Origin of the sequence: Phreatobacter sp., assembly GCF_022843985.1 — a bacterium.
Classification (GTDB): Bacteria; Pseudomonadota; Alphaproteobacteria; order Rhizobiales; family Phreatobacteraceae; genus Phreatobacter.
This window is the reverse complement of sequence record NZ_JALHMP010000003.1, coordinates 43,636-62,142: the sequence shown is the minus strand read 5'-3', so window position 1 is coordinate 62,142 and position 18,507 is coordinate 43,636. Positions and strand designations below refer to the sequence as shown.

Annotated in this window: 18 protein-coding genes; 6 read left to right on the top strand and 12 right to left on the bottom strand. The window is 69.5% G+C overall.

Annotated features, from left to right (window positions below):
- Positions 1 to 204: 204 nt before the first annotated feature.
- Positions 205 to 1,116 (bottom strand): MBL fold metallo-hydrolase, encoded by a 912-nt coding sequence (locus Q0C57_RS02710; RefSeq protein ID WP_296571724.1) that lies wholly within the window; start codon positions 1,114 to 1,116, stop codon positions 205 to 207.
- A 137-nt stretch (positions 1,117 to 1,253) separates the two neighbouring features.
- Between Q0C57_RS02710 and Q0C57_RS02705 the strand changes: the two genes are divergently transcribed.
- On the top strand, positions 1,254 to 1,838 hold the full coding sequence (locus Q0C57_RS02705; protein WP_296571721.1) for a biotin transporter BioY: 585 nt from the start codon (positions 1,254 to 1,256) through the stop codon (positions 1,836 to 1,838).
- Here the strand turns inward: Q0C57_RS02705 and Q0C57_RS02700 are convergent.
- The 5 genes from Q0C57_RS02700 to Q0C57_RS02680 form a co-directional block, all read right to left on the bottom strand.
- A complete protein-coding gene (locus tag Q0C57_RS02700) occupies positions 1,828 to 2,751 on the bottom strand; it encodes an FkbM family methyltransferase (RefSeq protein ID WP_296571718.1) in 924 nt (307 codons plus the stop codon). The two genes, Q0C57_RS02705 and Q0C57_RS02700, sit on opposite strands and share 11 nt — an antisense overlap.
- 31 nt (positions 2,752 to 2,782) lie before the next feature.
- Positions 2,783 to 4,210, bottom strand: a complete 1,428-nt coding sequence (locus Q0C57_RS02695; RefSeq protein ID WP_296571716.1) for a protein adenylyltransferase SelO family protein — start codon at positions 4,208 to 4,210, stop codon at positions 2,783 to 2,785.
- Positions 4,211 to 4,256: 46 nt separating this feature from the next.
- Positions 4,257 to 5,264: an LLM class flavin-dependent oxidoreductase gene (locus tag Q0C57_RS02690; RefSeq protein WP_296571711.1), complete on the bottom strand. Its 1,008-nt coding sequence runs from the start codon at positions 5,262 to 5,264 to the stop codon at positions 4,257 to 4,259.
- Between the two features lie 82 nt (positions 5,265 to 5,346).
- Positions 5,347 to 6,027 carry a GntR family transcriptional regulator gene (locus Q0C57_RS02685; protein WP_296571708.1) on the bottom strand — a complete coding sequence of 227 codons (681 nt, stop codon included), beginning with the start codon at positions 6,025 to 6,027 and terminating at the stop codon, positions 5,347 to 5,349.
- A gap of 28 nt (positions 6,028 to 6,055) precedes the next feature.
- On the bottom strand, positions 6,056 to 7,261 hold the full coding sequence (locus tag Q0C57_RS02680; RefSeq protein WP_296571705.1) for an aminotransferase class V-fold PLP-dependent enzyme: 1,206 nt from the start codon (positions 7,259 to 7,261) through the stop codon (positions 6,056 to 6,058).
- A gap of 423 nt (positions 7,262 to 7,684) precedes the next feature.
- Here Q0C57_RS02680 and Q0C57_RS02675 point away from each other — a divergent pair, with 423 nt between their 5' ends.
- Positions 7,685 to 10,633, top strand: coding sequence for an FAD-binding and (Fe-S)-binding domain-containing protein (locus tag Q0C57_RS02675; RefSeq protein ID WP_296572131.1), 2,949 nt, complete (start codon positions 7,685 to 7,687; stop codon positions 10,631 to 10,633).
- A 151-nt stretch (positions 10,634 to 10,784) separates the two neighbouring features.
- Here the strand turns inward: Q0C57_RS02675 and Q0C57_RS02670 are convergent, their stop codons facing one another.
- Complete coding sequence (locus Q0C57_RS02670) at positions 10,785 to 11,756, bottom strand: tripartite tricarboxylate transporter substrate binding protein (protein WP_296571703.1); 972 nt, start codon at positions 11,754 to 11,756, stop codon at positions 10,785 to 10,787.
- Positions 11,757 to 11,908: 152 nt separating this feature from the next.
- Positions 11,909 to 12,718 (bottom strand): aspartate dehydrogenase, encoded by an 810-nt coding sequence (locus tag Q0C57_RS02665; RefSeq protein WP_296571698.1) that lies wholly within the window; start codon positions 12,716 to 12,718, stop codon positions 11,909 to 11,911.
- 200 nt (positions 12,719 to 12,918) lie between these two features.
- Between Q0C57_RS02665 and Q0C57_RS02660 the strand changes: the two genes are divergently transcribed.
- On the top strand, positions 12,919 to 13,911 hold the full coding sequence (locus tag Q0C57_RS02660; RefSeq protein WP_296571696.1) for a tripartite tricarboxylate transporter substrate-binding protein: 993 nt from the start codon (positions 12,919 to 12,921) through the stop codon (positions 13,909 to 13,911).
- Between the two features lie 62 nt (positions 13,912 to 13,973).
- Here Q0C57_RS02660 and Q0C57_RS02655 read toward each other — a convergent pair whose 3' ends face one another.
- Entirely contained in the window at positions 13,974 to 14,897 is a 924-nt protein-coding gene (locus tag Q0C57_RS02655) for a sugar kinase (RefSeq protein WP_296571693.1), read from the bottom strand.
- A 217-nt stretch (positions 14,898 to 15,114) separates the two neighbouring features.
- On the opposite strand from Q0C57_RS02655, the gene Q0C57_RS02650 reads away from it, so the two are divergent.
- Together Q0C57_RS02650 and Q0C57_RS02645 are read left to right on the top strand one after the other, a co-directional pair.
- The gene (locus Q0C57_RS02650; RefSeq protein WP_296571690.1) at positions 15,115 to 15,888 is read left to right on the top strand and encodes a ferredoxin--NADP reductase; all 774 of its coding nucleotides are present in this window, start codon (positions 15,115 to 15,117) and stop codon (positions 15,886 to 15,888) included.
- A gap of 90 nt (positions 15,889 to 15,978) precedes the next feature.
- Positions 15,979 to 16,707, top strand: coding sequence for a hypothetical protein (locus Q0C57_RS02645; protein ID WP_296571687.1), 729 nt, complete (start codon positions 15,979 to 15,981; stop codon positions 16,705 to 16,707).
- On the opposite strand, the gene Q0C57_RS02640 is transcribed toward Q0C57_RS02645, so the two are convergent.
- From Q0C57_RS02640 to Q0C57_RS02630, 3 genes are all read right to left on the bottom strand, one after another.
- The gene (locus Q0C57_RS02640) at positions 16,704 to 17,285 is read right to left on the bottom strand and encodes a gamma carbonic anhydrase family protein (RefSeq protein ID WP_296571685.1); all 582 of its coding nucleotides are present in this window, start codon (positions 17,283 to 17,285) and stop codon (positions 16,704 to 16,706) included. The two genes, Q0C57_RS02645 and Q0C57_RS02640, sit on opposite strands and share 4 nt — an antisense overlap.
- An 82-nt stretch (positions 17,286 to 17,367) precedes the next feature.
- A complete protein-coding gene (locus Q0C57_RS02635) occupies positions 17,368 to 17,502 on the bottom strand; it encodes a hypothetical protein (RefSeq protein ID WP_296571682.1) in 135 nt (44 codons plus the stop codon).
- On the bottom strand, positions 17,499 to 17,981 hold the full coding sequence (locus tag Q0C57_RS02630; RefSeq protein WP_296571679.1) for a hypothetical protein: 483 nt from the start codon (positions 17,979 to 17,981) through the stop codon (positions 17,499 to 17,501). Before Q0C57_RS02630 ends, Q0C57_RS02635 begins: the two co-directional genes overlap by 4 nt.
- Positions 17,982 to 18,139: 158 nt before the next feature.
- Here Q0C57_RS02630 and Q0C57_RS02625 point away from each other — a divergent pair, with 158 nt between their 5' ends.
- Positions 18,140 to 18,502: a hypothetical protein gene (locus tag Q0C57_RS02625; RefSeq protein WP_296571676.1), complete on the top strand. Its 363-nt coding sequence runs from the start codon at positions 18,140 to 18,142 to the stop codon at positions 18,500 to 18,502.
- The last annotated feature ends 5 nt before the right edge of the window (positions 18,503 to 18,507 follow it).

The following is an 18,507-nucleotide window of genomic DNA, read 5'->3' as shown; positions in this document are numbered from 1 at the left end:
CGATGGGAGCAAGAGACCCCCCGCACCCTCCCCGCGCTGCGCGCAGAGAAGGGGACCACCGCGTCCCGCTCGTCTTCCACCGTCGTGGCTGGCGCCGCCGAAGCCGGACGGAGTGCGACGCCGTAGTCCCCCTCTCCTTGGAGCGGAGCGACAAGGGGAGGGTGGGGGTGGGGCTTTCCGAGCCTCGGACCCCACCGCCACCCTTCACGCCGGGCGGAACTCGCCAGTCAGCACCGGCGCGCCGTCGCTGGTCGCCAGACCCTTGTCCACCAGGTCCTCGAGATGGGCGAAGACCGAGAGCCCCGCCGCGCTCTTCAGCCGCGGGTCGAGGCCCTCGTAGATGGCCGCGACGATGTCGGGGATCGACCGGTCGCCGTTCGCCAGCCGCTTGAGGATCGCGGCTTCGCGCAGCCGGCGATGGTGGGACAGCGCCCGCATGAATTTGGCCGGTTCCTTCACCGCGCCGCCATGGCCGGGCCAGAACAGCCGCTCCTCGCGCGCCCGGAGACGGTCGAGCGAGGCCATGAAGTCGCCCATCGAGCCGTCGGGGGGCGCGACGATCGACGTCGACCAGGCCATGACGTGATCGCCGGAGAACAGCGTCTCTTCCTCGCGCAGCGCGAAGGCCATGTGGTTGGCGGTATGGCCGGGGGTGAAAACCGCCTCCAGCGTCCAGCCGGTGCCGGAGACGACGTCGCCGTCCTTCAGCGCCGTATCCGGCCGGAAATCCTTGTCGCCGGACGCGTCGAGCACACTGATCTCGCCAAGATTGAGCTCCCGGGCGGCACGGTGGGGCCCCTCCGCATAGACCGGGGCGCCGGTCGCCGCCTTGATCGCGGCGGTGGCGGGCGAATGGTCGCGGTGGGTGTGGGTGACGAGGATCGCCTCCACGGTCTCGCCCTTCACCGCCTCGAGCAGCGCGGCGACGTGGCGCGGATCGTCCGGGCCGGGATCGATGATGGCGACGCGGCCGGTGCCGACCACATAGGTCACGGTGCCCTTGAAGGTGAAGGGGCCGGGATTGTCGCAGAGGATCCGGCGGATCAGCGGCGAGAGCTGTTCCGACCGGCCGGGCACCGCTGCGTCCTCGCGTTCGAAGGGAATGTCCTCGGCCATCATGCCTCTGCCAAATCGGGGAGCGGGGTGTCTCTTGCGGATGTCCCGCATGGCGGGGTAAGTCCGGAAGGCCATCACGTCGGCGACCAAATGACAAGTTGACCCAACGGTATAGCTCCCATCAGGACATCGTTCACATGTATCACGCGACCATTGCCGCGACCCTCTGGCCCTCCCGTCCGACCGGCGCCGCCGCCCTGCTGCGGCCCGCCCTTCTCGTCGCCGCGGGCGTCTGCATGATCACCCTCGGCGCCAAGGCGAGTGTTCCCTTCTGGCCGGTGCCCCTGACCCTGCAGACCCTGGCCATCTCCGTCGTCGCCGCCGCCTACGGCCTCCGCCTCGGCGTCGCGACAGTCGGCGCCTATCTCGCCGCCGGCCTGCTCGGTGCCCCGGTCTTCGCCGGCATGACCACCGGCGTCGCGCCCTTCCTCGGGCCGACCGGCGGCTTCCTCGTCGGCTTCCTGGTCATGGCTGCGATCATCGGCGCCGCCGCCGACCGCGGCTGGGACAAGGCCTGGCCGAAGATCCTCGCAGCCATGGCGCTCGCCAATGTGATCGTCTTCGTGCCCGGCCTGCTCTGGCTCGGCACCTTCACCGGCTATGGCGAGAAGCTGCTGGCCGCCGGCCTCTGGCCCTTCGCCCTCGGCACGGTCGTCAAGACGGCGCTCGCCGCCGCCCTCATGCCGCTGGCCTGGTCCCTGGTGTCGCGCCTTAGGGGCTGACCTCCTCGACGACATAGCCGCCGTCGAACAGGGTGGCGATGCGGCCGAGCGCGAACTGCGTCGTCGGGCAGTCGTGCGGCACGCCCGCCGGCAGCAGTGCAGTGAGCGCCTCCGGCTCGAGGGCGTTGAGCCGGGCGAAGACCGCGGGGTCGAGGTGGATCGCCAGCCCGTGGTCGGGATGGGCCGGGTCGCGATGGGCCGGCCCATATTCGCCGAGGTGGCGCATCGCGTCCCAGGGCGCCGGTTCGCACGGCAGGCGCGCGGCGAGGCCGGCATCCTCCTCGCGCAGGTAGAAGCGGTTGAGGCCGTCGAAAAAGACATCGCGGTAGCCGGCCGCGGCGAGGATTGGCGCGAAGTCCTCCGAGCGGTCGGCCATGGTCCAGGGCGCCACGGCCTCCATCACCACGACGCGGGGCCGAAAGCGCTGCCAGTTGTTGCCCGCGAGCACCTCGGCCTCCGCACCCTCGACATCGACCTTGAGGAAATCGATGCGCTCCGGCGCATGGGCCGCGCAGAGCGCCGCCAGCGTCGTCATCGGGCGGCGCAGGCGCGACGACGAGACGCCGGCCGCCGCGGCGGTCTCGGCGTGCTGGGCGAGCGTCGTCGACAGCCCGTGGAAGCGGTCGGCCTGGAAGAAGTCGGCCTCGCCTTCGGTCCGGCCGCAGAGCGCCTCGACGACGGTGTCGCGCGGGCGGACGCGTCCATAGGCACGGGCGATCTCCGCCTGCGGCTCCACCACGATGCCGCGCCAGCCGCGCTCGTAGAACCAGAAGGAGACATTGTCGGCGATGGCATGGCCGCCGCCGATATCCACATAGAAGCCCGCTTCCACGTCGGCGAGCAGCAGCGAGAGGTGGTAGTCCTCGCGGTTCTGGGCATAGGAGAGGAAGGCCCCTGCGTCCTGGTCGCTCAAGGCCGTCTCCCTGTGATGGCGGCGTCGGTGGCTAGCGCCGTGGCGCGATGGCGTGAGCCTCGCGTGCCCGGTCGATCTGGTCAAGCTTGGCGGTGAAGAGGCTCCAGTCGTCGCGCTCGGCGATCGGCGCCCAGAGGGCCTCGACCTCCTCGATCAGCAGCGTCGCCGGCCCCTCGCCCTCGAAATAGGCGCGGGCCGCCGGCGGGGCGGCGACGGGTTCGTGGGCTCCCAGCGCCGCCTCCAGCCGCGCGAAGTCCGTGCCCGCATAGAACGCGGCCTGCGGCCCGGCCATGGCGAAGGCGCGCCGCGCGAGGCCGCCATGCCAGTCGAACACCGTGCGTTCGAACGGCGCCTGCGACTTCAGCAGGAACTGGAAGAAGGCGGCGGCGAGTTCGTCGTCGGTCTCGGCGTCGACCGCCTTGAGGCCGAGCCGCGCGCAGAGCGCCCGCCGGAGGCCGGCATGGAAGGCCCCGGCATAGCCGCGCAGCGCATCCTCCAGCGCCGCCACCGGCGCCACCAGCGTCAGGCACTCGGCGAAGCGCTCGAGGTTCCAGGCGACGGCCCCGGGCTGGCGGCCGAAGGCATAGAGGCCGGTCTGGTCGAAATAGGCGGCGGTGAATCCCGGCTCGTAGCGCGGCAGGAACCGCCAGGGGCCGTAGTCGAAGCTTTCCCCGGTGACGACCATGTTGTCGGTGTTGAGCACGCCGTGGACGAAGCCCGCCGCCATCCATTCGCCGACGAGGGCACCGGATGCCGCGGCGACGGCGGCGAGCAGGGCCGGGGCCTCCTCGGCCATGACGCCGCCACGGGCCGCCTGCGGGTGGTAGTGCCGGATCGAATGGCCGACCAGCGCGGCGATGCCGGCGGCGTCGTTATAGGCGAGGCAGCGCTGGAAGGTGCCGAAGCGGACATGGCTGTGCGACAGCCGCACCATGACCGCGGACCGGGTCGGCGAGGGCTCGTCGCCGCGCATCAGTTCCTCGCCGGTCTCGATCAGCGAGAAGGTCTTCGACGTGTAGACGCCAAAGGCCTCCAGCAGCGAGGAGGCCAGCACCTCCCTGACGCCGCCCTTGAGGGTCAGGCGGCCGTCGCCGGAGCGCGAATAGGGCGTCCGTCCCGAGCCCTTGGTGCCGAGGTCGAGGAGACGGCCGTCACCGTCGATGAGCTGTGCGGCGAGGAAGCCGCGCCCGTCGCCGATATCGGGGTTGTAGGAGCGGAACTGGTGGCCGTGATAGCGCAGGGCCAGCGGCGCCGGGAGGTTGTCCGGCAGGGCCTCGAACCGGCCGAAATGGGCAATCCACTGGTCGTCGGTCAGCCCGCCGAGGCCGACCGCCTCCGCCCAGCGCTGGTTGCGGAAGCGCAGCACATGGCAAGGAAACTTGGCGGCCGCCACGACATCGAAGAAGGCGGGGCCGAGATCGGCATGGGCGGTGGAGGGACGGTAGTTCATGGTGGACATATAGCCCACGGGGGCGATGAAAGGTCCAATGGGGCAGGCCTTCAGCTCACGCCGCCGCCGGTCGCGCCTGAAGGTCCTTCACGACATCCGCCAGCATCTCATAGGAGCGCACGCGCTTGGCGTGGTCGTGAATGGCCGACGCCACCATCACCTCGTCCACTCCCGTCTCGGCAATGAAGCGCTCCAGCCCTCGCCGTACGGTCTCCGGCGCGCCGACGAAGGAGAAATGCAGCATGCGCGAGGCCTGCGCCTTTTCCATCGGGCTCCAGAAGCTCTCGATATCGTCGATCGGTGGTGGCAAGAGGCCGCGCACGCCCCGGAAGATGCCGGCGGCGCGCTGCTGGGCCGAGGTGAAGAGGTGGCGCGCCTCCGCATCGCTGGGCGCCAGGAAGACGTTGCAGCCCGCCATGGCATAGGCGCTCGCCTGCTGCGCCGAGGGCGTGAACTTCGCCCGGTAGAGGGCCATCGCCTGCATCAGCGCATCGGGGGCGAAATGCGAGGCGAAGGCATAGGGCAGACCCAGCATGGCCGCGAGCTGCGCGCCGAAGGTCGACGACCCCAGGATCCACAGCGGCACTTCGGTGCCGGCGCCTGGCACCGCCTGGATCGCCTGGCCCGGCTGGGCAGGGGCGAGGAAGGCCTGCAGTTCCAGCACGTCCTGCGGGAAATTGTCCGATTCCATCGGGTCGACACGCAGCGCCCGCATGGTGCGCTGGTCGGTTCCGGGGGCTCGGCCGAGGCCGAGATCGATGCGGCCGGGAAACAGGCTCTCCAGCGTGCCGAACTGTTCGGCGATCACCATGGGCGCGTGGTTCGGCAGCATGATGCCGCCGGCACCCACCCGGATCCGGCGCGTCGCCGCCGCGACCTGGCCGATCACGACGGCCGTCGCGGCGCTGGCGATGCCGGTCATGTTGTGATGCTCGGCAAGCCAGTAGCGGTTGTAGCCGAGGCGGTCGGCATGGCCGGCAAGATCGATCGTGTTGCGCAGCGCGTCGCCCGGGGTGGAGCCTTCCGGGACGGGCGCGAGGTCGAGGATGGAGAACAGCGTCATCGGATCATCCGGGTTCAAGGGCCGGGGTCAGGCTCCCCAAAATAGACAATCCCCGCCGGAAGGCGAGGGGAGGGGCAGCGGATCAGCCCTGCTCCGGTGCCCCGAGCTGGCGCAGCGCCTCGTGGACCACGTCGGCCTTGTGGCGGAGATGCTCCCGCATCAGGCCCGACAGCGCTGCCCCGTCGCGGGCGCGCAGCGCCGCCATCATCCGCTCGTGGTCCTCGATCGCCTCGGCCCAGCGCCCGGGCGTCTTGCGGGCGACGAAGCGCACCGCATGGATACGCACCATCAGGTTCTGATAGAGGCTCGCCAGTGTGGCATTGCCGGCGATGCGGAAGATCTCCTCGTGGATCCTCCGGTTGAGCGCGGAATAGGGCACCCATTCGCCACGTTGCCAGTGGCCGACCATCGCGGCATGCATCGCCTCCAGCCGGGCGAGGTCAATGGCGGTCAGGCGGGCGCAGGCGAGTTCGCCGGCCAGCGCCTCCAGCATCCCCATGATGGGGAAGAGCTCTTCCACCGCCTCCGGCGCAATGCGGGCGACCCGGCTGCCGCGGTTCGGGGTGAGATCGACGAGGCCCTCCGCCGCCAGCACCTTCAGCGCTTCGCGCAGCGGCGTGCGCGAGACGCCGAAGAGGTCGCAGAGGTCGGGCTCGGAGATCTTGTCGCCGGCCTTGAGCGTGCCTTCGATGATCATGTCGCGCAGGCGGCCGACGAGTTCGGCCGCCAGCGAGCGGCGGGCGATCAGCGGATGCTCGTTCATGCCGATCCTCCTCTCGCCTGTCGCGCCCTCACGCTGCCCTGGCACTGCCCTCGCGCTTGGTATCGGCCAGATAGGCCATGGCGGCCGTCACGCCACCGGCCTTGTGCGGCACGCCGGCGAGGCCGAGGCCCATCTCGACCCCGCCGAGGGTGCCGATCAGCGTCAGGTCGTTGATGTCGCCGAGATGGCCGATGCGGAAAACCTTCTTCGCGACCTTCGACAGGCCGGTGCCCAGCGACATGTCGAAGGCATCGAGGATCACCGAGCGCAGCCGGTCGGCATCATGGCCCTCCGGCATGACGACAGCGGTCAGCACCGGCGAGAAGTGCTTGGGATTGGTGCAGAGATTTTCGAGGCCCCAGGCGGCGACCGCCCGGCGGGTCGCCTCGCCGTGGCGGATGTGGCGGGCGAAGACGGCGTCGAGGCCTTCCTCGTGCAGCATCTGGATGGCCTCGTCGAGGCCATAGAGCAGGTTCGTCGCCGGCGTATAGGGGAAGTATCCGGACTTGCCGGCGGCGATCATCTCCTCCCACCCCCAGAAGCTCTTCGGCAGGCGCGAGGCTTTCGAGGCCGCCAGCGCCTTCTCGGACACGGCGTTGAAGGACAGGCCCGGCGGCAGCATCAGGCCCTTCTGCGAGCCGGCGACCGTGACGTCGACGCCCCATTCGTCATGGCGGTAGTCGACCGAGGCCAGAGAGGAGATCGTGTCGACCATCAGCAGCGCCGGATGGCCGGCCGCATCGATGGCCTTGCGGACCTCGTCGATGCGCGACGTCGCCCCGGTGGAGGTCTCGTTGTGGACGACGCAGACCGCCCTGAATGCATGGCCCTTGTCCTCGCGCAGCGCCTGTTCGATCGCCGCGACATCGGCGCCGGCGCGCCAGTCGGAAGGGATGAACACCGCCTCGACGCCGAGCTTGCCGGCCATGGTCTTCCACAGCGTGGCGAAATGGCCGGTCTCGACCATCAGGACCTTGTCGCCGGGCGACAGCGTGTTGGCGAGGGCCGCCTCCCAGGCGCCGGTGCCCGAGGCCGGATAGATCACCACGGCGCCGCGGGTCTTGAAGATGGAGCGCATGCCGTCAAGGACGCGCAGGCCGAGCTTGCCGAAATCCGGGCCGCGATGGTCGATCGTCTGCCGCGCGATGGCGCTGAGGATACGCTCGGGCACCGGCGAGGGGCCGGGGATCTGCAGGAAATGGCGCCCGGCGACGCGCGGTGCATTGGTGGCCATCGGGCTCTCCTCGGCGTGAATGGGGCGCCGCTCCGTCGCGGTCTCTTGCCAGAATGAATAATGAATGCAAAATTCAAGTCAAGGGCCTTAGCCGCTGGTGACCCTTTCGGGCGCCGAGCGTTGGGCCCACCTCTCCCCGCCGGGGAGAGGTCGGCCGAAGGCCGGGTGAGGGGGCAGGGCTCGTCCGCGGCGTGGGGGGGGGGGGGGGGGGGGGCGGGGGGGGGGGGCGGCGGGGGGGCGGCCCGCGGGGCGCGCCCCCCCCCAGGGCTCGTCCGCGGCGTTTCCCCCTCACCCGACCATCGCTGTCGCTCCGGTCGACCTCTCCCCGCCGGGGAGAGGTGAAGCCGGAGCCAGACCCGACACCGGGCGGAAGCCGGCCGCTGCATGCTTTTGCGCGACACAGAGACGTCACCGATGAACGACATGAGCAACATGCCCGATACGCCGCTGCAGCGCCGCCTCGCATCCCAGGTGAAGGGCGATGTGCTCTTCGACGTCTTTTCGCGCGGGCGCTACGCCACCGACGCCTCGATCTACCAGATCATGCCGGTCGGGGCCGTCGTGCCGGAGACGGTGGACGATGCCATCCGCGCGGTGGCGCTGGCGCGCGAGGCGGGCGTCACGGTCCTGCCGCGCGGTGGCGGTACCTCCCAGTGCGGCCAGACGGTCAATGCCTCGCTCGTCGTCGACTGTTCCAAGCGCCTCAACAGGATCCTCGACCTCGACCTTGCCGGGCGCACCGTCCGCGTCGAGCCGGGCATCGTCCTCGATGATCTCAACCGCCAGCTGAAGAAGCACGGGCTCTGGTATCCCGTCGACGTCTCCACCGCCTCGCGCGCGACGATTGGCGGCATGACCGCCAACAATTCCTGCGGCGGCCGCTCGCTGCGCTACGGCACCATGCGCGACAATGTCATCCAGGTGGAGGCGGCGCTTGCCGACGGCACCCGCCGCTGGTTCGGCGAGGTCTCCCGTGACGAGGCCCTGCGCAACGATGCCGACCTCCTCACCCGCGACCTGCTGAGCCTCGGCACGCGCGAGGCGGCTGAGGTCGAGGCCCGCTATCCGAAGGTGCAGCGCCGCGTCGGCGGCTACAATCTCGACGCCCTCGTGCCGAACGGCGCCACCAACAACATGGCCCATCTCCTCGTCGGCTCCGAGGGCACCCTCGCCTTCAGCACCGCCGTCGACCTGAAACTCTGGCCGCTGCTGGGGCCTAAGGTCTTCGGCATCTGCCATTTCGGCTCGTTTCACCAGGCGATGGATGCGGCCCAGCATCTCGTCACGCTGAAGCCCATCGCGGTGGAACTGGTCGACCGTACGATGATCGGGCTCGCCCGCGACATCGCCATGTTCCGCCCGACGGTGGAGCGCGTCGTCCGCGGCGATCCCGACGCCCTGCTGGTCGTCGAGTTCGCCGAGGAGACGGAGGCCCAGAACCTGCAGAAGCTCAGGGATCTCGAGGCGATGATGGGCGATCTCGGCTTTTCCTGGCAGGGCGAGGGCGCCCGTTTCGGCGGTGTCGTGCCGGTCACCGAACCCGCCTGGCAGGCGGCGGTCACAGAGATGCGTTCGTCGGGCCTCAACATCATGATGTCGATGAAGGAGGCGGGAAAGCCGGTCTCCTTCGTCGAGGACTGCGCCGTGCCGCTGAAGGACCTCGCCGCCTACACGGCAGGCCTCACGGATATCTTCCGTGCCCACGGCACCGAGGGCACCTGGTATGCCCACGCCTCCGTCGGCTGCCTGCACGTGCGCCCCGTGCTCAACATGAAGCTGGATGTGGACGCCAAGCGCATGCGCTCCATGGCCGAACAGGCCTTCGAACTGGTGCGCCGATACAAGGGCTCGCATTCCGGCGAGCACGGTGACGGCATCGTCCGCTCCGAGTTCCACGAGCAGATGTTTGGCACCCGCCTCGTCCGTGCCTTCGAGGAGGTGAAGGACCGCTTCGATCCCGGGGGTCTCTTCAATCCCGGCAAGATCACCCGCGCTCCGCGGATGGATGACCGGACCCTGTTCCGCTACCCGCCGGGCTATGAGGGCATCGAGATCAATCCGGCCCTCGACTGGTCCGATTTTCCCGGTGCGTCGCAGGGTTTCCTCGGCGCCATCGAGATGTGCAACAACAACGGCACCTGCCGGAAGCTGGACGGCGGCGCCATGTGCCCGAGCTACCGCGTCACCCGCGACGAGCAGCACGTGACGCGCGGGCGCGCCAATACGCTGCGTCTCGCCATGACCGGCCAGCTCGGCCCCGACGCGCTGCTGGCCCCGGAGATGGAGGCCAGCCTCTCTCTCTGCGTCTCCTGCAAGGCTTGCAAGCGCGAATGCCCGACCGGGGTCGATATGACGCGCATGAAGATCGAGGTGAAGGCCCAGCGCTACGCCCTCTATGGCGCGAAGCTGCACGAGCGGCTTGTCGCCCACCTGCCGCGCCTCGCGCCCATCGCGGCCAGGGCGCCCTGGCTCTTCAACCTTCGCGACCGCGTGCCGGCTCTGAAGGCCCTGTCGGAGAAGCTGGCGCAGTTCTCGGTGCGCCGTTCCCTGCCGCGCTGGCGCGCTGATATCTTCGCGCCCAGGGCGGTCGCGGAAGGGCCGGAGGCTGGCGGCGAGGTGGTGCTCTTCGCCGACACGTTCAACCGTGCCTTCGAGCGCGAGAACCTCGATGCTGCCGTCGCCGTCCTGACCCGTGCCGGCTATCGCGTCCACCACGCGAGGCCCCTCGGTGGTGGTCGCGCGCTGTGCTGCGGGCGCACCTATCTCGCCACCGGGATGATCGACCGCGCCCGCGCCGAGGCCGACCGCCTGGTGGCGGCGCTCGCCCCCTTCGCCGCCCGCGGCGTGCCGGTCATCGGCCTTGAGCCATCCTGCCTGTTCTCCCTGCGCGACGAGCTCCCGGCGCTCCTGAAATCGGAGGCCGCGGCTGGCGTGGCGAAGGTCGCGGTCCTGTTCGAAGAGTTTCTCGCCGCCGAGGCCAAGGCCGGCCGCCTGTCGCTGCCCCTCGGCGAGCTCAAGGTCAAGGCCGTGCTGCACGGCCATTGCCACCAGAAGGCCTTCGGCGCCATGGGCGCCGTGGAGGGCGCGCTCAGGCTCATTCCCGGGCTTGAGGTCGAGACGGTGGAGAGCTCCTGCTGCGGCATGGCCGGCGCCTTCGGCTACCATGCCGAGACCATCGATGCCTCGCTCGCCATGGCGGAGCTGTCGCTGCTGCCAGCCATCCGCAAGGCGCCGGACGATGCCATCATCGTTGCCGACGGCACCTCCTGCCGTCACCAGATCGCCGACGGGGCCGGTCGTGAAGCGGTGCATGTCGCGCGGGTCCTGGCGATGAGCCTGGAGCGGAAGGTTGGACCAGGCATCGACGAGTGACTGAGGACGCCGTCCGGTGAGCCTCCTTTCAACCTCTCCCCGGCGGGGAGAGGTCGGCCGCAGGCCGGGTAAGGGGGCAAGATCTCAAATGAAAAGGCCCGCCGGAGCGGGCCTTCATGTGTGCCTTCTTGGTCGCGGAACCCGCGTCCGATCACTCCAGCTTCACGCCGGCGTCAGTGACGACCTTGCGCCAGCGCTGCACCTCGGAGGAGACGAACCGGCCGAAGGCCTCTCCCTCAAGCGTCGGGATGTCCGAGCCGTTGCGCGCCCAGGCGTCCTTGATGGACTGGACCTGCAGAGCCGCACGGATCTCCGTGCGCATGCGCTCGACGATCGGGGCCGGCGTGTTCTTCGGTGCGAAGATCGCATACCAGGTCGACACGTCGAAATTCTGCAGGCCGCTTTCGCCGGCCGTCGGAACATTCGGGATCGCCGGGTTGCGCGTCGGGGCCGCCACCGCGATGCCGCGGATGGCGCCGCCAAGGACCTGCGGCGCCGAGGTGCCGAGACCGTCGAAGATCATGTCGATCTGGCCGGCGACGAGATCGGCCATGGCCGGTCCCGCACCACGATAGGGCACGTGGCGGATCTTGGTCTGGGTCAGGATCTTGAAAAGCTCGCCCGCCAGATGGTGCGTCGTGCCGATGCCGGCCGAGCCATAGATGAGGTCGTCCGGCTTCGACCGCGCCAGGGCGATCAGCTCGGCCAGCGTCGTCGCCTGCACGCGCCGCGGATTGACCACGATGATCTGCGGCGGCTGGGCGATGACCGCGATCGGAATGAAATCGGTCTCGATATTGTACTCGAGCCGGGGATAGAGCGACGGCGCGATGGAGTGGTGGGCGGCACCGACGAAGAACGAATAGCCGTCGGGCGCGGCCCGCGAGGCGACCAGCGCGCCGGCCGTACCGCCGGCCCCGGCGCGGTTCTCGATGATGACACCCTGGCCGAGCTGCCTCTCAAGCTGGGCGGCGAGCGGACGGGCGAAGGCGTCGGTGCCGCCACCGGCGGGGAAGGGCACCATGAAGGTGATCGGTCTGGTCGGCCAGGTCTGGGCTTCGGCCGGCGCGCCGAAGCCTATGACAGAGAGCACGGCCAGGCCGGCGAGTATGGTTTTGCGCATGGGGTTCCCTCGAGACGGTTTCCTGTGGCGGCCCTTGCTAACGGGTCCGCTCGTCCGGCTTTGTCTGCCGGTTATGTCAGAGACTAGCGCCTGATCGGAGGGTTGCAAGCGGGCTCGGCCGCCGTCCCGTGGGGGGCGGCCGAATGCCGCCGTCATGTGCCGACGCGGACCGGCGCGTTCAGCTTGCGCAGGGCTGCGATGACCGACAGCGCGGTGATCCGGCCGGTCTTCGGGTTGTCGGACGGGATGTTCTCGATGGCAAGGGTCAGCTTCGCCGAATCCGAATCGACCTCTATGGCGTGGCAGTTGCGGGTCACCGTCGGGTCGGCCCAGATGTCGATCGTCGTGCGGTCCGGTCCGATACCGGCCAGCGACAGCGCCACGGCGACATTGACATTGGCCGGGAAGCCCCTGGCGGCGTCGCGGGCGGACCCCGAGAAGATCAGCGTCGGCTCCTTGACCGCGTCCATGTCGAGGCCTTTCTCGACAAGATAGGGGGCGCCGACCAGGCCCTTCGGCGGCTTGCGCGTGATCATCCGCACCGAATGGATCGTGCCCTCGGCCGCGGCGGTGACGGCGTCGAGGCCGAGCAGGGCGCCGGTCGGCACGATGATCTGGCCGCCATGGGTCTTCGCCATGTCCATCAGGTGGGGCCGCGGCAGCAGCGCGCCGCAGGACAGCACCATCACCTTCTTGCCCGCTTTCAGCATCGGCGCGCAGATCTCCTCGATCACCGAGGCAGGGGCGCATTCGACCGCGAGGTCCGCATGGGTCGGAAAATCGGCTAGCGGCACGACGGGCACCTTGATGCCCTGCTCGGCGAGCCAGGCCTTGGCCTTGGCCTCATCCCGGGCGGCGACGCAGGCGAGGCTGGTGCCCGGGATCGTTCCGCCCGCGATCCGTGCAGCGAGCGTGCGTCCGATGGCGCCGAGGCCGGCAATGGCGATGCGGGTGGTGGTCATGGGTCTCTCCGGTCGAAAAGGTGGCGGACCATAGAGCCTGGGCGGGCAATTGCCAGTCCCTGCCGTCATGGCGCCCATGTTCCGGCTCCGGTGATCCGGAAGGGCCCGCGCTGATTGCGGCGGTGTGCCGCTGCCTGCATTCGGGGCTGGACAACCCGCACCTTTTGGCCATGATCCGCCGCTTCCAGAGGAGTCCATGCATGAAACCGACCTCCCGACGAGCCCTGCTTGCCCTTGTCGCCGCCGCCTCGCTGCTCGGTGCCGCGCCCGCGGTCCACGCCCAGACCTGGCCGGCGCGCCCGGTGACGATGATCATCCCCTTTGCCGCCGGTGGCCCGACCGACGTGCTCGGCCGCATCATGGCCGAGCGCATGTCGCAGATCCTCGGCCAGCAGGTGGTGGTGGAGAATGTCGGCGGCGCCGGCGGTATGACCGGGACGGCACGCGTCTCGCGCGGCTCGCCCGACGGCTACAGCTTCGTGCTCGGCACGGTCGGCACCCATGCGGTGAACCAGACGCTCTACAAGCAGCCGCTCTACAACGCCGCCACCGATTTCGCGCCGGTCACCCTGATCGCCGAGGTGCCGCTGATCCTCATCACGCGCAAGGATTTCCCGGCCAACAACCTCCAGGAGTTCATCGCCCACGTTAAGGCCAACCAGGCCAAGCTGCAGTTTGCCTCCGCCGGCGCCGGTTCGGCCGTGCATTTGGGCTGCCTCTACCTGAACTCCGTCATCGGCGCCAACGACGTCACCCACGTGCCCTATCGCGGCTCTGCTCCTGCCATCCAGGATCTGGTCGGCGGCCGCGTCGACTACATGTGCGAGATCTCCTCCACCGCCATGCCGCATATCCAGGGCGGCTCGGTGAAGGCGCTGGCGACCCTCACCGCCAACCGCGCGACAGTCTTCCCCGACCTGCCGACGGCCCAGCAGCAGGGCCTCCAGGGTTTCGAGGCCTATACGTGGAACGCATTCTTCTTCCACAAGGACACGCCGCCCGCCATCGTCGAGCGCCTGCGCGCCGTCACCGTCGAGGCGATGGACACGCCGGCGGTGAGGCAGCGCCTCGAGGGCCTCGGCGCCATCCTGGCGACGCCGGAGCGCCGCGGCCCGGCCTATCTCGGCCAGCTCGTGCGGAGCGAGATCGAGAAGTGGGCGGGCCCGATCCGCGCCAGCGGCGTCAGCCAGTAGTCGTTCTTGCCGCTTCGGCCTGCAGCTACACCCGGCGGGGCCTTCCGCCGGGTGTTGTCGTTTCAGCCCGCCGACGCCAGCGCCGCCAGCACCGCCGCACGGCGCGGCAGGGGCGCCACCGCGCCATAGCCGGTGGTGGACAGCGCCGCCGCCGCGCAGGCATAGCGGCCGGCCTGGAAGGGGTCGCCGGTCGCCAGCCATTCGGCGAGGAAGGCGCCGTCGAAACAGTCGCCCGCCCCGGTCGCATCGACGGCTCCAACCCGGATCGAGGGGATGACCCGGCGCTCACCAGCCGTGGCGATCAGCGCACCGTCCCGCCCGAGGGTCAGCGCCACGATCTTTGAGCCCCCTTCGAGATAGAAATCGGCGATGGCGTCGGGCGTGTCGCGGCCGGTGAGCTGGCGCGCGTCGTCGAGGCCGGGCAGGGCGATGTCGGCGAGCCGCATGGCCTCGTTGGTCACCTCACGCGCCCGCTCCAGCGGCCAGAGCCGCAGCCGCAGATTGGTGTCATAGGACACCGTCACACCGGCCGCACGTGCCTCGGCGATGGCCATCCGCACGGCGGCGCTGGCCGAGGGGGAGATCGCCTGCGAGATGCCGGAGACATGCAGGATCTTCGCGGCACGGACCGCCGGGACCGGCAGGTCGGCTGAGGTGAAGCGCGCGGCCGCCGAGCCGGCGCGGCGATAGGCGAATTCATGGCCATCCGGCCCGTGGGTGATGAAATAGAGGCCGGTCTCGCTCTGCGGCGGCATGCGCATCGCGCTGATGTCGATGCCCTCGGCCCGCCACAGGTCGAGGAAGGCCTGGCCGAACGTGTCGTCACCGACGGCGCCGATCACGCCGACGCTCGCCCCCGACCGCGCCGCCGCGATGGCGCAGTTCGACGTGTCGCCGCCGAAGCCGAACAGATAGTTTGGCTCGCGCGGGATGGTCTGATTGAACTCACCAAGGGCTTCGCCGAAACAGAGGATATCGGGGGGCATGACGGGTCCGGATGTCAGGGGCGGTCAGCATAGGCATCGCCGGTCGGCGGGCAAGGCCCCGTCCATCGGTCCGGTGGCCAGACGGCGCAGCGGCCGTTTGATCCAGCCCCGCGATTTCGTTTTTGCCCCGGTGCATGCTCTTGTCTAGTTGGTGCAATGCGGTATCATTCGTGTACGAACGAAACTGTCTCTGGCGCCAGTCACCCCGGGCTCTGCCATGTCGAACCTGAACTCCGAGCGCGTCATCGACGTGCGCCACTACACGGATCGCCTGTTTTCCTTCAAGACGACGCGCGACCCGGCTTTTCGGTTCGTCAACGGCCAGTTCACCATGATCGGCCTGGAAATCAACGGCCGACCCCTGCTGCGCGCCTATTCCATCGTGTCCTCCAACTATGAGGACAATCTGGAATTCTTCTCCATCAAGGTCCCCGACGGTCCGCTGACCTCGCACCTGCAGAACATCAAGGTCGGCGACCAGATCCTGGTCGGGCGCAAGCCGGTCGGCACCCTGGTGCAGGATGCCCTGCTGCCCGGCAAGAACCTCTATCTCTGTGGCACCGGCACCGGCCTCGCCCCCTTCATCAGCGTCGTCAAGGACCCCGAGGTCTACGACCGGTTCGAGAATGTCGTGCTGATCCACGGCACCCGCTTCATCGCCGAACAGGCCTATGGCGACTACGTGTCGAAGGAACTGCCGGACGACGAGCTGATCGGCGAACTGGTGCGCGAGAAGCTGAAATACTATCCCACGGTGACGCGCGAGCCCTATATCCACAACGGCCGCATCACCGAGCTCCTCGACAGCGGCAAGTTGCAGGCGGAGTTCGGGCTGCCGCCGCTCGACAAGGCCAATGACCGGGTCATGATCTGCGGCTCGCCGGCCTTCCTCAAGGACATGGTCGACATGCTGGTCGCCCGCGGCTTCGACGAGGGCGCCATTTCCGGTCCCGGCCATTTCGTCATCGAGAAGGCCTTCGTCGAGAAGTGAGGCGGGGCGGCCGGCGCTTGGCCGTTTGAACCTTCTGGCTGTCCGGCACGACTGACACGCAAGCCGCCTTCGCGGCGCGTCAGTCGAGCCATGTCCGAGCACAGTCCGCTTCCCCCTCCTGCAACGTCCTCGGTTACCGCCGGGCATGGCCTTGCCCTGGGCCTCGCCGCCGTCGTCGGCGCCGCCCTGGCGGGTGCCCTGCTGTCGGGTTTCGCCAGCCGGACGGGCGCACTCGCCTTCGCCGACTGGCTCGATCTCGGCCGGTCGGCGGACCGTTCGGCCTTCGCCGTGGCCATGGGCGGGATCGGCGGTGCCGCCGGCGGCGCCCTCGGGCTCTGGCTGATGCTGTCGCGCCTCGCGCGGTCGGGCGCCATGCTCCGCCTCGCCGCGGCGGCTGTCGCGGCTGTCGCCTTCTTTTCCGTCGCCCTCGGCTATGTCGCCTTCGCCGTGACCACCCCGCCGCCGCCGGTCCAGCCCTTTCTGATCGTCCAGTTGCGCCTCGACGGCCTCGGCTGGCGCGACCTCGCCCTCACCGGCGAGGCTGGCCGGAGCCATGTACCCGCCGAGGGGCTTGAATGGCGGGTCGACGCCTACGACGTCACGACCGCCGACGCCGTCCTGCCGCTTGTGGAGCCCTCCGGCATGCGCGCCATCATCCTCGCGCGCGGCGGCCGGGAGATCGCCCGCTTCAGCCTCGACCTGCCCGGTGACCCGCCCGCCACCGCCCGCTACAGCCACTGGCTGACGCCGGACCGCCGCCAGGGCACGAGTCCGGGCATCGAGATGCGGTTCCGCATCGAGCGGCGGATCGTGCGCTAGGCCCTGCGGGTGATGCCGAAACGCGCGGCGGCGGCGTCGAGATCGATCGCGTCCCAGCAGCGATGCTCGCCGCGGGCATAGGCCTCGGCGTTCTGCGTGTAGAGCCAGGCGTTGAAGCGGTTGGCGTCACCGCAGTCGCGGTTCGCTTTCAGCACCGCCGGCACGCCGGCAACGACGGAGTTGGGCGGGATCACCGTGTTTTCCTTCAGGAAGGAGCCACCGGCAATGATCGAATTGGCGCCGATCACGCAGCCGTCCATGATGGTGGCACCGATCCCGACCAGCACATTGTCGCCGATCGTGCAGCCGTGCAGCGTGACATGGTGGGTGATCGAGCAGTCGCGCCCGATGAAGGTGCCGCTGACGCTGCCGACATGGACCATCGCGAAATCCTGGATGTTCGAGCGCTCGCCGATCACCACCTCGTACATTTCGGCGCGGATGACCGCGTTGGGCCAGACGGAGGTCCCGGCGGCGAGGGTCACCCTTCCGTAGATCTGGGCCGACGCATGGACATGGGCGGAGGGGTCGATGGCGACGAGCGCTCCGGTGCGCGGGACGGCGGAACCCCTGATCATCAGCCTCCATCCCTCTTCGCCGTCACGGCGGTCGCGGCCGGACCGTGCCGGCGCCGGATTCCCGCGGTCCAGCCCGGGAGGATCAGTCCTTGCGGACGATCGGCTCGGGCCGGAGCCACTCGACCTCGTGCAGATCGGCCACATCGGCGTCGAAACTGCCGGCCGGCGACAGGGGCGGTGCGACCAGACGGGGCAGCGCGGTCTCCTCGGGCGTCATGGCCGTGCTCCGGTCGCTGGCGCGGGCCTGGCGACCGATCCGGTCGCAAGCGGGCCCGTCTGTGACAGCAGATGAAAGACGATGGTCCTCAGGGCCGCCGTATTCTCCTCCTCGGAGAGCGAGCGCAGGTGCGGATAGAGCGGACGGAACGCCACGCCGAGCAGGGCGATCAGGGCCGGTGATGCATGGGGGATCTCGTCGGCGGCATAGGTCGCATAGGAGGTGCGGCCGGCGAGCGCAGCGATATGGACGAGGATGCGCTCCTCGATCTCGCCGACATTGCGATACTGGTCGAGCGCGAAGCTGGCGCAGGCCTGGAGGGCTTCGCCCGCGCTTTGGCGAAGATCGGCATCGGCGACCATCGCCTCCGCCGTGAAGCGCTCGAGGTCGGACGGCGGACAGGCTTCGGCGGCTCCGGCGGGAAACGCGAGGAGGCCGAGGAGGGTGGGAACCGCGATGAAACGGGCCAGCGCGCGCATCGACGCCTCCGGACAGGACAAGCTTGGTCAGAGACCGTGGACTGATCCGGTTAACGTGGTGTTAACGTGCTGTCCGGCCCAAGCGGTCCGGCGCGCCCGCCGCCGGGAGCTGGCGCGCGGGACAGACGGGAGCGCACTTGAGCGAAGGTCACAAGCGAATGACCGATGGGCCCGCCGCCGGGACGGTGACAGCAGGCCGGGGCGGGAAGCTTCTCGCCTATGTCGCCGCGCTGCTGGCGCTGGTCGCCGCTATTGCCGGCGTTATCACCCTCTTCGACACGCGGTTGCCCGGATGCACCACAACCGGGACCAGTGAGGCCCTCCACCGCATCCTGCGGGAGAAGAACATCCAGAACGTGCGCATTACCGACCGGCGCGAGCTCTCCGCCGACCTGCTGGAGGTCCGGTGCGCGGCCGTCCTGGAGATCGGCGACGGCGGTCTCTACGACCTCAGCTACCGCATCAACCGCGAGGACCTCTCCGGACCGGTCACGGTTCACGCGGAATGGCGGCGCAGATGACGCGG

Excerpts from the sequence above, each read along its gene's own strand:
- Q0C57_RS02710 (WP_296571724.1), bottom strand. The coding sequence starts at position 1,116 with ATGGCCGAGGACATTCCCTTCGAACGCGAGGACGCAGCGGTGCCCGGC.
- Q0C57_RS02705 (WP_296571721.1), top strand. The coding sequence starts at position 1,254 with ATGTATCACGCGACCATTGCCGCGACCCTCTGGCCCTCCCGTCCGACC.
- Q0C57_RS02695 (WP_296571716.1), bottom strand. The coding sequence starts at position 4,210 with ATGTCCACCATGAACTACCGTCCCTCCACCGCCCATGCCGATCTCGGC.
- Q0C57_RS02690 (WP_296571711.1), bottom strand. The coding sequence starts at position 5,264 with ATGACGCTGTTCTCCATCCTCGACCTCGCGCCCGTCCCGGAAGGCTCC.
- Q0C57_RS02685 (WP_296571708.1), bottom strand. The coding sequence starts at position 6,027 with ATGAACGAGCATCCGCTGATCGCCCGCCGCTCGCTGGCGGCCGAACTC.
- Q0C57_RS02680 (WP_296571705.1), bottom strand. The coding sequence starts at position 7,261 with ATGGCCACCAATGCACCGCGCGTCGCCGGGCGCCATTTCCTGCAGATC.
- Q0C57_RS02675 (WP_296572131.1), top strand. The coding sequence starts at position 7,685 with ATGAGCAACATGCCCGATACGCCGCTGCAGCGCCGCCTCGCATCCCAG.
- Q0C57_RS02670 (WP_296571703.1), bottom strand. The coding sequence starts at position 11,756 with ATGCGCAAAACCATACTCGCCGGCCTGGCCGTGCTCTCTGTCATAGGC.
- Q0C57_RS02665 (WP_296571698.1), bottom strand. The coding sequence starts at position 12,718 with ATGACCACCACCCGCATCGCCATTGCCGGCCTCGGCGCCATCGGACGC.
- Q0C57_RS02660 (WP_296571696.1), top strand. The coding sequence starts at position 12,919 with ATGAAACCGACCTCCCGACGAGCCCTGCTTGCCCTTGTCGCCGCCGCC.
- Q0C57_RS02655 (WP_296571693.1), bottom strand. The coding sequence starts at position 14,897 with ATGCCCCCCGATATCCTCTGTTTCGGCGAAGCCCTTGGTGAGTTCAAT.
- Q0C57_RS02650 (WP_296571690.1), top strand. The coding sequence starts at position 15,115 with ATGTCGAACCTGAACTCCGAGCGCGTCATCGACGTGCGCCACTACACG.
- Q0C57_RS02645 (WP_296571687.1), top strand. The coding sequence starts at position 15,979 with ATGTCCGAGCACAGTCCGCTTCCCCCTCCTGCAACGTCCTCGGTTACC.
- Q0C57_RS02640 (WP_296571685.1), bottom strand. The coding sequence starts at position 17,285 with ATGATCAGGGGTTCCGCCGTCCCGCGCACCGGAGCGCTCGTCGCCATC.
- Q0C57_RS02635 (WP_296571682.1), bottom strand. The coding sequence starts at position 17,502 with ATGACGCCCGAGGAGACCGCGCTGCCCCGTCTGGTCGCACCGCCCCTG.
- Q0C57_RS02630 (WP_296571679.1), bottom strand. The coding sequence starts at position 17,981 with ATGCGCGCGCTGGCCCGTTTCATCGCGGTTCCCACCCTCCTCGGCCTC.
- Q0C57_RS02625 (WP_296571676.1), top strand. The coding sequence starts at position 18,140 with ATGACCGATGGGCCCGCCGCCGGGACGGTGACAGCAGGCCGGGGCGGG.